The 12,995-nt window shown below is 65.5% G+C and carries 10 protein-coding genes; 6 read left to right on the top strand and 4 right to left on the bottom strand.

The window, feature by feature from the left end; genetic code table 11:
* Positions 1–70: 70 nt before the first annotated feature.
* The 3 genes from ACTIF6_RS07550 to trxA all read right to left on the bottom strand — a co-directional run bounded on the left by ACTIF6_RS07550 (position 71) and on the right by trxA (position 2,212).
* On the bottom strand, positions 71–331 hold the full coding sequence (locus ACTIF6_RS07550) for a type B 50S ribosomal protein L31 (RefSeq protein ID WP_439587351.1): 261 nt from the start codon (positions 329–331) through the stop codon (positions 71–73).
* A gap of 98 nt (positions 332–429) precedes the next feature.
* Positions 430–1,692, bottom strand: a complete 1,263-nt coding sequence (gene rho / locus ACTIF6_RS07545; protein ID WP_439587350.1) for a transcription termination factor Rho — start codon at positions 1,690–1,692, stop codon at positions 430–432.
* Between the two features lie 187 nt (positions 1,693–1,879).
* Positions 1,880–2,212 (bottom strand): thioredoxin TrxA, encoded by a 333-nt coding sequence (gene trxA, locus ACTIF6_RS07540; protein WP_086123884.1) that lies wholly within the window; start codon positions 2,210–2,212, stop codon positions 1,880–1,882.
* Between the two features lie 123 nt (positions 2,213–2,335).
* On the opposite strand from trxA, the gene ACTIF6_RS07535 reads away from it, so the two are divergent.
* Genes ACTIF6_RS07535 through ACTIF6_RS07525 form a run of 3 tightly spaced genes read left to right on the top strand, consistent with a single transcriptional unit; the run spans position 2,336 to position 9,590 of the window.
* Complete coding sequence (locus ACTIF6_RS07535) at positions 2,336–4,963, top strand: PD-(D/E)XK nuclease family protein (RefSeq protein WP_439587349.1); 2,628 nt, start codon at positions 2,336–2,338, stop codon at positions 4,961–4,963.
* Positions 4,960–8,301: a UvrD-helicase domain-containing protein gene (locus tag ACTIF6_RS07530; protein ID WP_439587348.1), complete on the top strand. Its 3,342-nt coding sequence runs from the start codon at positions 4,960–4,962 to the stop codon at positions 8,299–8,301. The genes ACTIF6_RS07535 and ACTIF6_RS07530 overlap by 4 nt, the downstream gene beginning before the upstream one ends.
* 8 nt (positions 8,302–8,309) lie before the next feature.
* On the top strand, positions 8,310–9,590 hold the full coding sequence (locus tag ACTIF6_RS07525; protein ID WP_439587347.1) for a TIGR03862 family flavoprotein: 1,281 nt from the start codon (positions 8,310–8,312) through the stop codon (positions 9,588–9,590).
* Here the strand turns inward: ACTIF6_RS07525 and ACTIF6_RS07520 are convergent.
* On the bottom strand, positions 9,557–9,916 hold the full coding sequence (locus tag ACTIF6_RS07520) for a DOPA 4,5-dioxygenase family protein (protein WP_439587346.1): 360 nt from the start codon (positions 9,914–9,916) through the stop codon (positions 9,557–9,559). The two genes, ACTIF6_RS07525 and ACTIF6_RS07520, sit on opposite strands and share 34 nt — an antisense overlap.
* A 91-nt stretch (positions 9,917–10,007) precedes the next feature.
* Between ACTIF6_RS07520 and ACTIF6_RS07515 the strand changes: the two genes are divergently transcribed.
* From ACTIF6_RS07515 to ACTIF6_RS07505, 3 genes are all read left to right on the top strand, one after another.
* Entirely contained in the window at positions 10,008–10,895 is an 888-nt protein-coding gene (locus tag ACTIF6_RS07515; RefSeq protein ID WP_439587345.1) for a LysR family transcriptional regulator, read from the top strand.
* A gap of 96 nt (positions 10,896–10,991) precedes the next feature.
* A complete protein-coding gene (locus ACTIF6_RS07510; protein ID WP_439587344.1) occupies positions 10,992–12,020 on the top strand; it encodes a dipeptidase in 1,029 nt (342 codons plus the stop codon).
* On the top strand, positions 12,017–12,988 hold the full coding sequence (locus tag ACTIF6_RS07505) for a Bug family tripartite tricarboxylate transporter substrate binding protein (protein WP_439587343.1): 972 nt from the start codon (positions 12,017–12,019) through the stop codon (positions 12,986–12,988). The genes ACTIF6_RS07510 and ACTIF6_RS07505 overlap by 4 nt, the downstream gene beginning before the upstream one ends.
* Positions 12,989–12,995 lie beyond the last annotated feature (7 nt).

The raw sequence follows: 12,995 nt of genomic DNA, 5'->3' as shown, positions 1-12,995 counted from the left end.
GGCAAAAAAAAGCAGCCGACATGGGGCTGCTTTCTCTGGGGACTTCACTGAAGAAGCCCGTGCACACCAATCACTTGGCGGCGGTGGTCTTGCCGTAGCGGTTGCGGAAGCGCTCCACGCGGCCACCCATGTTGTCCACGCTCTTCTGCGTGCCGGTGTAGAACGGGTGCGATTCGCTGGAAGTATCCAGCTTGTACAGCGGCAGCTCGCGGCCGTCTTCCATCTTGATCGTCTCTTTCGTGTTCGCGCAGGAGCGGGTCACGAATTTGAAGCCATTGGAGAGGTCCTGGAAGCAGATCTCGCGGTAGTTGGGGTGAATGCCTTCTTTCATGGCGGTTCCTTCAGGTCAGGTGCGGCAGCCGCAGGGAAACCATTTCCCCGTACTTCTCGCAATGTGCAAAGCCTGCGATTCTAGCAGGAAACGGGCCGTCAGCCCCCGCGCCGCATCATGTCGAAGAACTCGGAGTTGTTCTTGGTCGACTTCATGCTCTTGAGCACCATTTCCATGGCCTCGATTTCGTCCATGTTGTACATGAACTGGCGCAGGATGCGGGTCTTCTGCAGGATTTCGGGCTGCAGCAGCAGTTCCTCGCGGCGGGTGCCGCTGCGGTTGAGCTGGATGGAGGGAAACACGCGCTTTTCGTACAGGCGGCGGTCCAGGTGGATTTCGCAGTTGCCAGTGCCTTTGAATTCCTCAAAGATCACTTCGTCCATACGGCTGCCGGTGTCGACCAGCGCCGTGGCGATGATGGTGAGCGAGCCACCTTCCTCGATCTTGCGGGCCGCGCCAAAGAAACGCTTGGGCCGCTGCAGGGCGTTGGCATCCACGCCGCCGGTGAGCACTTTGCCGCTGGATGGCAGCACGTTGTTGTAGGCGCGTGCCAGGCGGGTGATGGAGTCGAGCATGATCACGACGTCCTTCTTGAGCTCGACCAGGCGCTTCGCGCGCTCGATCACCATCTCGGCCACATGCACGTGGCGGGCGGCAGGCTCGTCGAAGGTGGAAGCAATGACCTCACCGCGCACGGTGCGCTGCATCTCGGTCACTTCCTCGGGGCGCTCGTCAACCAGCAGCACCATGAGTTCCACATCGGGGTGGTTGGCGGTGATCGCGTGGCAGATGTGCTGCATCATCACCGTCTTGCCGCTCTTGGGCGGGGCGACGATCAGGGCACGCTGGCCCCGGCCGATGGGCGAAATGATGTCGATGACACGGCCGGTGATGTTCTCGTCGCTCTTGATGTCGCGTTCCAGGCGCATCTGCTCCTTGGGGAACAGCGGCGTCAGGTTCTCGAACATGATCTTGTGCTTGTTGTCCTCGGGGGGCAGGCCGTTGATCTTGTCGAGCTTGTTGAGCGCGAAGTAGCGTTCGCCGTCCTTCGGGATCCGAACCTCGCCTTCGATCATGTCGCCGGTGTGCAGGTTGAAGCGGCGGATCTGGCTGGGCGAGATGTAGATGTCGTCGGTGCTGGCCGTGTAGCTCGTATCGGGTGCACGCAGGAAGCCGAAACCGTCGGGCAGCACTTCAAGCACGCCGTCGGCATTCACCAGTTCTCCGCCCTTGGCGCGCTTCTTGATGATGGCAAACATCAGTTCCTGTTTGCGCATGCGGCCGGTATTCTCGATTTCGAGCGCTTCGGCCTGCTTGAGGACTTCAGACACGTGCAGTGCCTTGAGTTCGTTGAGGTGCATGGAATTCACTCCGGGAGGGAGTTGAGTCAGTAGCGGGGGAGGGGCGCTGGCGTCCGGGTGGCGGACGGTGCGCGAGATGGAGAGCGGGCGTCTGTCAGGCCTGCTGGCGCAAATTATGACAGGAAAAGCAGGGGGAGGAAGTGAAACGAGGCCCGGGCGTTGCACCCGGGCCGCAGTGGATGGGCCTTCAGGCCAGTTGCTGGTCGAGGAAAGCGGTGAGCTGTGCCTTGCTCAAGGCGCCCACCTTGGTGGCGGCCAGCTGGCCGTCCTTGAAGAGCATGAGCGTGGGAATGCCCCGAATGCCGAACTTGGCGGGCACGTCGCGGTTGTCGTCCACGTTGAGCTTGGCGATCTTGAGCTTGCCGTCGTAGGAGCCGGCCACTTCATCCAGGATGGGCGCGATCATCTTGCAGGGACCACACCACTCGGCCCAGAAGTCCACCAGCACCGGCGCCTTGGCTTCCAGCACATCGGCCTGGAAGCTTGCATCGGAAACGTGTTTGATCAGGTCGCTGGCCATGATTCATCCTAAAAAGCGTTGAACGGGGAGGTTACAGTTTGAGCACATGCCAGAGAGGGAAAACGGTGACGGAGCACCCCCTGAGCGCACGATCCGCACCATTGTGACAGAAACCCCTATTTCATGACGCCAGCAAGCCCATCCCGGGAGGACCCGCCGCCAGGGGCCGCGCATCCCGCTGCGCGAGGGTGGTCGCAGCTCGTGCAGCGCATCGACGCGGCGCTGCAGGAACGCGGCGTGGAGGCTCGCCGCACCGTGGTCATGGTGCCCTACGCGCAGCTCATGGAAGCGGGCCGCCGCGCCTGGGCCGCCGTCCACCCCAGTGGTTTTGCCCCACGGTTCGAGTCCAGCCGAAACTGGGCCACGGTCCTTCAGCCGTTTGCGCCGGGTCCTGGCGACCTGGGCATGGACATGGCGCGCGACAGCCTGGTGGCGGCGGCGTTCATTGATCGGGTGGCGCCCTTGCGGGGCGACGCGGCCTTGCGCGCCGCCATGGTCTCGCGCCTGGTGGAATCCGCCAGGCAACTGGTGCCGCTGGCAGCGGCCGTGACGCCTGCACGCCGCCTTTCCTGGGCCGAAAGCCTGCGCCAGGATCTGGCGCCGAACCTGCAGGCACTCCAGTGGGAAGGTCTGCTGGCCTCTCTGGCGCTCACCTGGGCCAGCACTTCTTCTTACCCCACCGACGTGTTGTGGGGCGAGCCTGCTGGGCCCGGCGCCGACGCGGACCTGCTGGTGTTGCTGCAGGGTTTCCAGCAGGACCCGCTGGCCGAGGCGCTGGCTTCGCATTGGGGGCCGCGGGCTCTGGTGCTGCCCTTCGAGACGTCCCCCCCGGTTTCACTGGCCGTGCGCGTGCATGCCTGCGGCGACGCCGAGGACGAAGCCCAGCGCGCAGCCGCCTGTGTGATCGCGCAGGTCAATGCCGGCCGCGCACCGGTGGGTCTGGTGGCCAACGACCGTCTGCTGACGCGCCGCGTCAGTGCCATGTTGAATGGCGCCGGTCTTTCGGTGCGCGACGAGACCGGCTGGAAACTCTCCACCACCCACGCCGCCGCTGTCCTCATGAGCCTGTTGCGCGCGGCCGATGCTCGTGCCTCGATGGACGACGTGCTGGACTTTCTCAAGCAGGCCGGGCACTGGCCCGACGCCGCCGTGCAGTCCCTGGAGCAGCTTGCTCGCGAACTGGGCATCTCGCGCTGGAAGGGCGCGCTGGGCAGCCGGCGAATGGCGCCGACCTTGCCTGAGGGTCTTGCGCCTTTGCTGGAGAGTCTGCAGGCGGGCCGTCCACTGGCTAGCTGGCTGGCCGATGTGGCCGAGGGTCTGCGCGCAGTGGGCCAATGGGGGCGGTTTGAGGTCGACGCGGCGGGCCAGCAGATATTGAGGGTATTGCGGCTAGGTGAGGGGGCAGCGAACGAGCTCACTGCGTTGACGGAGGCCTTCGACGCACCCGGTGCGCGCACCCGAGGCGGCGCGCGGCTGTCGCTGGCGGCGTTCACAGCGTGGGTGCGCGAGGTGCTCGAAGGCGCGAGCTTCACGCCGCGCAGCGAGGGCGAATCTTCCGTGGTGGTTCTGCCCATGGCCCAGTTGCTCGGGCGGGCCTTTGCGGCCACGGTGGTGCCGGGTTGCGATGAAATGCACCTCAACACCAGCCCGGAGCCGCCCGGCGACTGGACCGCCGTGCAGCGGACCTTGCTGGGTCTGCCTTCACGGGACGCGACGGCCCAGGCCGCGCTCGCCGCCTGGCAGGCCACGCTGGCATTGCCCGAGCTGGATGTGCTGTGGCGCACGCAGGAGCGGGGCGAGGCGGTGCTCCCCAGTGCGTGGGTGCAGGCGCTGGAGTTACCGCCTGCGGCCGATCCCCGCGAACGGCGGCCCTTGATGGAACAGGTACCACCCCGTCCGCGCCCTTCCGCGCGCGACGTGCTGCCCGAATCCCTTTCCGCCAGCGCCTACCAGGATCTGCGCGACTGCCCCTACCGATTCTTCGCTTTGCGCCAGTTGCGGCTGGTGGAGGCGGCGGAACTCGAGGCCGAGCCCGATCAGCGCGACATGGGCAACTGGCTGCACGCGGTGTTGCGTGCCTTTCATGAACAGCGCGGCGACGCGCGCCCCGGGCGCGATGTGGATCGCGTGGCGCTGGATCGCCTGGCCGATGAAACGGCTGCCCACATGGGTTTGAACGCGGGCGAGGGCGGCGCAGGTTTCCTGCCCTACCAGGCCGTGTGGCCGGCGATGCGCGAAGGTTATCTGGACTGGCTTGCCGATTTCGAGGCCAGTGGCGACAGGCCGGGGCCGCGATTCGTCGAGGCCGAGGCCGAACTCAGGGCCAGCGCCGGGCCCTGGGCCCTGTTCGGCAAGCTCGACCGCATCGATCACCAGGAAAGCCCCGAAGGGCCAATTCCCTTTGTGATCGACTACAAGACCGAAGCCCGCGACAAGACGCAGGCCCGTGTGAAGCAGCCCCTGGAAGACACCCAGCTCGCTTTCTACGCCGCGCTGCTTCCCGACGAGAACCTGCGCGCGGCCTACCTCAGCATCACCGACAAGCGCGGCGACAGTGCCAAGGATGCGCCGACACGGCTGATCGAACAGCCGGAGGTGCTGATGGCCCGCGAACGGCTGCGCGAGGGCCTGGTGCACGACCTGGCGCGCGTAGCCGCCGGCGTGCCCATGCCGGCGCTGGGGGAGGGCCGGGTCTGCGACCACTGTGCAGCGCGCGGCCTGTGCCGCAAGGACTTCTGGGAGACCGCATGAAGGCGGCCGCCTACCGCATCAACGGCACACACGCCAGCCGCGAAGCGTTCTATGCGCTGGCCTGCGACCCCATGCGCAGTGTGGCGGTGGAGGCATGCGCGGGCGCGGGCAAGACCTGGATGCTGGTCTCGCGCATCCTGCGCGCCTTGCTCGACGGCTGTGCGGCACAGGACATCCTGGCCATCACGTTTACGCGCAAGGCCGCCGGTGAAATGCGCGACCGGCTGGACGCCGAGCTTCGCCGCTGGACCCACCTGTCGGACGAGCAACTTACCGCCGAACTGCGCGCGCGCGGCTTGAGCGAAGGCGACGCGTTGCGACGAGCCAGCGAGGCACGCGGCCTGCACACCCGTGTTGCGGCGCAGGGCCGTCCCGTGCAGGTTCGCACTTTCCACGGCTGGTTTGCTGCCTTGTTGCGAGGCGCGCCGCTGAGCGTGTTGCAGGAACTGCAGTTGCCGGTGCAGTACGAGCTGCTGGAAGACGACGAGAAGGCCGTGGCCCAGGTCTGGCCGCGCTTCTACGCAGCGCTCGCCGCCAGCCCGCCGGACCGGCAGGATTTCATGGACAGCGTGGCGCAGCACGGACGCTCGCAAACCGCCAACGCCCTGAAGAAGGCCCTGCAGAAGCGCGTGGAATTCGCGCTGGCCGATGCGGCAGGTGTGGTCGACGCGTCGGTGGAATCCGTGACCGAGCAGTTCCCTGAGTTCGCGGGATTCGAAGATCCTGTGCAGTGGCTGGTGCGCGACGCACGGGCTGCCACCTTGCTGCGCGAGGCGGCGCAGGCGCTGGCCCGCGCCAGTGCGGTGACCTTCGCGGCCAAGGGCGTGGAACTGGCCAGGGCGCTTGACGAAGCGGATGCAGATCGGGCGCTGGACGCCTTGCTCACCCAGAAGGGCGAAGCACGAAAGTTCGGCGAGAAGATCGTCGGCATCGAGGCCGTGCGCACCGCACAGGAGCTGGCACTGCGCACACAGGCTGCCGATGCACAACACGCAGCCTGGCAACATCACCAGCGCATGGCACGCCTGTCGCGCGTGCTGCTGGCCAGCTTTGCCGAGCTCAAGCGCGAACGCGGCTGGGTCGACATGAACGACGTGGAAGGCGCCGCGCGGCGTCTGCTGGGCGACGCCGAACTCTCCGGCTGGCTGCAGCAGCGGCTGGACGCGCGCGTGCGCCACGTGCTCATCGACGAGTTCCAGGACACCAACCCGCTGCAGTGGCAGACGCTCTACGGCTGGCTGTCTGCCTATGCAGGCGCCGGCTCGGGCGAGGCGCCCTGCGTGTTCCTGGTGGGGGATCCCAAACAATCCATCTACCGCTTCCGACGCGCGGAGCCGCAGGTGTTCAGGGCTGCCCAGGCCTTTGTGGTGGAAGGGCTTGCGGGGGCGTTGCTCAGTTGCGATCACACACGCCGCTGTGCCCTTGCCGTAGTGAGCGTGCTCAACGAGGCCATGACCGCCGCCGTGCAGGCCGGCGAATACGGCAGCGACTTCCGTGCCCACACCACCGAAAGCATGTTCGAGGGCGCCGTGCTCTGCCTGCCACAGCTGCCGCGCAGCGTGCGCGAGCGCGACGAGGGAGAAGGCGATGTGGGTGAATGGCGAGACAGCCTGGTCACACCACGCGTGCTGCCGGAAGACACCATGTCCGCGCTCGAAGCCCGTCAGGCGGCCGACTGGGTGGCCGCAGAGATCGCCTCGGGTCGTCTGGCGCCAGACGACATCATGGTGCTGTCGCGCCGGCGCGAGCGGCTGGCCTGGATGTTCGAGGCCCTGCGCGAACGCGGCATCGCCAGCGAACAGCCTGAGAAGCTGGAGCTGGGCGATGCGCCAGCCGTGCAGGACGTGATGGCGTTGCTCGACGCCCTGGTGTCGACCGGGCACGACCTGAGCTTGGCGCGCGCGCTGAAGTCTCCGCTGTTCCTTTGCAGCGATGACGACCTGGCGCAGTTGGCCCGCCTGCGGTTGCAATGGACGCCGCCGCGCGGCGCCGATGGCGCAGCGATGGCGAGGCCGTCCTGGTGGAATGTGCTGCAACGCTTCGGCGGCCTGACGAGTGTTGAACAGCGCGGTCTGGCGCAAGACGACCACCAGGCCGCGCGGCTGCACGACGCGGCGCAGCGCCTCGCGCTCTATCGGCAGTGGGTCAACGAGCTGCCGCCGCACGACGCACTCTCCGCCATCTACGACCACGGCGACTTGCTCGCGCATTTTGCCCAGAGCGTTCCGGCTTCGCAGCGGCCCGCGGTGCTCGCACAGTTGCGCGATCTGCTGGCCCAATCGCTCGCCCATGAAGGTGGACGGTTCCTCACGCCGTACCGGCTGGTGCGCGCCCTCAAGGCGGGCGGTATCCGGGCCACGCCCGTGCACACGCCAGGCGCTGTGCGGCTGCTCACCATCCACGGCGCCAAGGGCCTGGAGGCGGACACCGTGCTGCTGCTCGACACCGACACCGGCGGCTCAAGGCCCGAAAGCATGGGCGTGCTGGTGGACTGGCCGGGTGAGAGCGCCGTGCCGCGCCGCTTCGTGTTTCTGGCCAGCGAGAAGAATCCACCCGCGTGTGCCGCCGACGCGCTGGTCATCGAACAGCAGGCGCGCTCGCTGGAAGAGCTCAACGCGCTGTACGTGGCGATCACGCGCGCGGAATCGCGCCTGGTGGTCTCCAGTTTCGAGCCGCATCAGCGGGGCGCCGCACTCACCTGGTACCAGCGGCTTGCGCCCCTGGCCAGCGCCGAAGCCGCGGCCGGGCCTGTGGCGCCAGGCCTCATGCGCGAGGCGGCTGCTTCGCTCGCGACACTGCCTGGCTTGCCCCTTTTGACCGCGAAGCCTGCCGAGCCGCCGACGCCCATCGCCCCACCCGTCGATGACGCAGCCAACCGCTTCGGGCTTGCGCTGCACCGCTTGCTGCAATGGCGACCCACACCCGTCGGCCACTTCGACTGGAACACCGGTCACACGCAGGCGGTGGCGCGTGAGTTCGAGCTGGATGCAACACAGGCACGCGATGCCCTGAACATGGCCAGACGCATCGTCGCGGGCGAGGCCGCCTGGGCCTGGGATGCGGATCAGCTCGACCACTGGGGCAATGAAGTCGAACTGTTTCACCAGGGCACGCTGTGGCGGCTGGATCGACTCGTGCGCCGACGCGAAAGTGGCGACTGGTGGGTGCTGGACTACAAGAGCGCCGCGCATCCCGAACGCCAACCCGAACTGCTGGCGCAGATGCAGCGCTACCGCGCAGCCATGGCCGCAGCGCGGCCGGGCGAATCGGTGCGCCTGGCCTTCATCAACGCGCAGGGCCGGCTCATCGAACTGCCGGCCGATCCGGATACTTTGTGAACACCGAGATGAACATCGACGTTGCCGTCATCGGCGGTGGGCCGGCAGGCCTCATGGCCGCCGAGGTGATGGGCCGCGCCGGCCTGGCCGTGCACCTGTTCGACGCCATGCCTTCGGTCGGTCGCAAATTCCTGCTGGCGGGCAAGGGCGGCATGAACCTCACGCACGCCGAGTCTTTGCCGGCTTTCGTGAGCCGCTACGGCGCACAGGCTGAGCGGCTGCGTCCGCTGCTTGACGCCTTCGGCCCGCAGGCCGTGCGCAACTGGGCGGCGGGCCTGGGCATCGACACCTTCGTGGGCAGCTCGCAGCGCGTGTTTCCGACCGACATGAAGGCCGCGCCTCTGCTGCGCGCCTGGCTGCAGCGGCTGCGCCACCCCGCAGGCGCCGGTGTGCCCGTGAGCTTTCACATGCGCCACCGCTGGATCGGCTGGGGTGAACGCCATGGGCTGGATTTCGAGACACCGCAAGGCGGCTTGCGCGTGCAGGCCCGGGCAACCGTGCTGGCCCTGGGCGGTGCGAGCTGGGCGCGTCTGGGCTCCGATGGTGCCTGGGTGCCCAGGCTGCAGACCGCTGGCATCGAAGTGGCACGGCTGCGGCCAAGCAACTGTGGTTTCGATGTGGCCAACGGCTGGTCGGCCTTCTTTGCCGAGCGATTTGCCGGCCAGCCTTTCAAGTCGGTCGCCCTTCGAACCACCGACAGCCAGGGTCACGTCTTCCATCGCAAAGGCGAATTCGTGGCCACGGCCACCGGTGTCGAAGGCAGTTTGATATACGCCGCCTCCAGCCTGCTGCGCGACGAGATCGAGCGACACGGTAAGGTCACGTTCGAACTCGACCTGCTGCCCGATCGCAGTGCCGATCAGGTGCTGGCCCAGGTCACCCATCCCCGCGGCTCGCGCAGCCTCTCCAGCCACCTCAAGAGCCGGCTTGGCCTCGAAGGCATCAAGATGGGCATCGTCAACGAACAGGTGGACAAGGACACCCTGCACGATCCCGTGCGTCTGGCGGCATTGCTGAAGGCCTTGCCCATCACGCTGCTGCGGTCTCGCCCGATCGATGAAGCCATCAGCAGCGCAGGGGGCGTGGCGTGGGAGGGGCTGGACGATTCGCTGATGGTGCGTTCGCGCCCCGGGCTGTTCTGCGCCGGTGAAATGCTGGATTGGGAAGCGCCCACCGGCGGCTATTTGCTCACGGCCTGCCTGGCCAGTGGGGTGCGAGCGGGCGAGGGCGTGGTGGCCCACCTGCGCACGGGCCCTCAGTCGATCAGCGCTTCCAGAATCAGCGGATAAGACTTGCCCAGCCAGAGCGCGGCGTCGCGATGATCGCTCAGCGCATCACCCGTATTGGGGTGGAAGAGCACATCCAGCGTCCCGTGGTTCAGTGCGAGCCAACTTGCGACGTGGGCGAACTCCGAGGCGTCGAAGGCCACTTGAAACGTCCAGGCCGGGTGCGGGCCAACAGGCTTTTCATGGAAGCGCCCGACCTGCACGCGCGAGCCGAGCTCGGTGGTGATGACCTCGCGCAAGGCCCAGGCCGCGTCACGCATCTCGGCGCCGAAGTACACATGCGCGTGCCAGCTGTGAATGAAGGATGGGGGGCGCGGGGTGATTGCCATGGGGACAAGCTCGGGCCATTGATCTGCGGGCCAGTATAGGGGGTTGTGCAGATGGGCTCGGTCGCACAAAGTCGGTACATTTGGTCGCGCCATGATCAACTTGCGTCACGTCGAGGTCTTCTATGCGGTCATGCGCACCGGATCGGTGACGCATGCCGCGCGATTGCTGAACGTCACACAGCCGGCGGTCAGTGTGACATTGCGGCAGTTCGAAACCCGCTTGAAGCTCAGGTTGTTCGAGCGCACGGCAGGCCGCCTGGTGGCCACCCCGGAGGCACGTCGTCTGATGCCCCATGTGGGCGAGATTTTTGGTCGTCTGGACGCGATCGAACGGATGAGCCAGGATCTCGCGCATGGGGTGCTGGGCAGCTTCTCCGTGGCTGCGACCCCACCGTTGTGCGACGGACTGGTGGTGAACTGCGTGGCGCAGTTCGCTCGAAAGCGACCGCACGTGAGCGTGGGTATCCAGGCGACCGTTTCCAGCACCGTGGTCGATCGGGTGATCAGCGGTGAGGTGGATCTTGGGGTGGTATTCGAGCCGGTTGTCAGCGCCGCGATCGATGTGGAGGAACTGGCCATGGCAACCATCGGTTGCGTCATGCCTTCCAAACACCGGCTTGCTCGCAAGCGCTCCATCGAGATGAGTGACCTGATCGGGGAACGGCTGATCACATACCTGCCCCATGCTCTGCTGCGGCCCTACATTGATCATCTGCTGGGTGATCTCAAAGGAGCGTTGCAATTCCAGGTGCTGTGCGGCCACTCGTCCACTGCCATCGCGCTGGCCACCGAAGGCGCGGGTCTGGCGCTCATTGAATCCACGCTGTTTCGCGCGCGATCGCATCCGGGCTTTGTGCTCAAGCCATTGAAACCGACGATGAACTTGAAGATCCTTCTGCTGCGACCCATCCGCGCGGCCCGCTCGAATGTGATCGAAGACTTCGTCCAGATGCTCCGGGAGCGTTCGACACAAGCATGAATGCCATTAGCTCACGTTATGAGCCACCCCCCAACTTTTGATTGGTAGAGAGCAGTGCAGGCGGCTTAAGCTGCGCCCCGAAAGGGCAGCAACTTCATGACCGCATCAGTGAACACAGGCAGCAGCGCTGCGCAAAAGCTTCTTCAGTCTTCCATCGTCATCGACACACTGGGTGGTGCCGTGGTGCATCCGACGCCGCATGTGGCGCAAGGCACCTACGAAGAGAACATGGTCGCCGCAGGCTGGAGCGTGCTGCACGCCTGCCTGGTATCGGAGCCCTCCTATTCGCCCAGCTTCCATAACCTGTTGACGGCGGTGTACGAGAACCTGCTGAACTTCGAGATGAGTCCCAAGGTTCGCCACATTGAAACCGTGGATGACATTTACGAGGCCAAGAAGAACGGACAGTTGGGCGTGATCTTCGGTGTGCAGAACTCCACCTGGATCGAACAGGAGCGCGAACGCATCAGGCTCCTCTACAAGTTGGGTTTGCGGACCTTGCAGCTCACCTACATGGAGCGCAACTGGATCGGTGACGGCTGCCTGGAGCCGGAGAATCGCGGTCTTACAAACTTCGGCATGCAGGTGGTGCGAGAGTGCAATCGGCTGGGCATCGTGATCGATTGTTCCCACGTTGGCATTCAGACCACGCTGGACGCCGTGAAGTGCTCGAAGCAGCCCATCGTCATCTCACACACCGCCGTGCGGGCCATCACAGACAACCCGCGCTGTGTCACGGACGAGCAGATGAAGGCCGTTGCAGACAAGGGGGGCACCATCGGCATCACCACCTTCTCTCCCTTCATCCGATCCGATCGCCAACCCACGCTGGACGACTACCTCGACCATTTCGACTACGCGATCAACCTTATCGGGGAGGACCACGTGACCTTCGCGACGGACTGGTTTGACGGCAAAACCAAGGTGAACTGGGCAACGCCCTGGTACTACCCGGAAGTGACGCAAGGAAAGCAGTACGAGGGCCTTGGCCTCGTTGGCTTTGCTGTGCGTGCAGAACTCATCAACGTGGTCGAGCGGATGCTGCAGAGGGGCTACGGCCCTGAACGGATCCGCAAGCTGCTCGGGGACAACTTTATTCGCGTGCTGAAGGAGGTCTGGAAATGAAAGTCCTGTTTGCTTTTGCTGCCTTGTGTGTTGCGCTTGCTTCGCCATTGACGGGCTTGGCGCAGCAGTACCCCTCGCAGCCGGTGCGTGTGGTGGTGCCCTTCACGGCGGGTGGCTCCACCGACGTCGTGGCCCGCATCGTTGCCGAGAAACTTTCCCCACGCCTCGGTCGGCCCGTGCTCGTGGAGAACCGTGCAGGTGCTGGAGGGGCAATCGGTTCTGACCATGTGGCCAAGTCCACACCGGATGGACACACGTTGCTGGTGGGCACCAGCAGCACCATGGCCATCGCACCGCATGTGTACACCAAGCTTCCCTACAGTCCCGTGCGGGATCTGATTCCCGTGACGCTTCTGGGCACCGCCGACATCATGGTTGTTGTCAACCCGAACCGTGTGGCTGCGCGGAACATCAAGGAACTCGTGGCCTACGCGCAAGCCAATCCCAACAAACTCACCTTCGCGTCAGGCGGCAACGGATCGATTTCTCACCTGCTGGGCGAGTACTTCAAATCGATGGCCAGGGTGGATCTCGTGCACGTGCCCTACAAAGGGGACTCCCAGATGGTCACTGACCTCCTGGGCGGACAGGTCGACATGGCCTTTGGAACAGCAGTGGCCTTCCTGACCCATCTCAAGTCCGGCAAGCTCGTGCCGTTGGCGGTCACCAATCCGCAGCGCTCCACCAGCCTGCCTGATCTGCCCACGGTGTCCGAAGCCGGTGTTCCGGGCTACGAAGCCATCCAGTGGTTCGGCATTGCGACGCCAGCCGGAACGCCGGCGGCGGTGGTGCAAAGGCTTTCCACGGAGTTTCGAGCGATCCTCGCCATGCCCGATGTGCAGGCGAAGTTTCGTGAGCTTGGCTTCGAGGTGGTCGGAAACACATCGGACGAGTTCGGCCAGTTCCTGCGCGCCGAAGATCAGAAGTGGAAGAAGGTTGCCGATACGGCGGGCACCAAGCTGGATTGAGGTCCTG

It is taken from the genome of Hydrogenophaga sp., from assembly GCF_051860785.1.
Classification (GTDB): domain Bacteria; phylum Pseudomonadota; class Gammaproteobacteria; order Burkholderiales; family Burkholderiaceae_C; genus Hydrogenophaga.
Note: the sequence above shows the minus strand (reverse complement) of the source record. Positions and strands in the feature narration are given on the sequence as shown.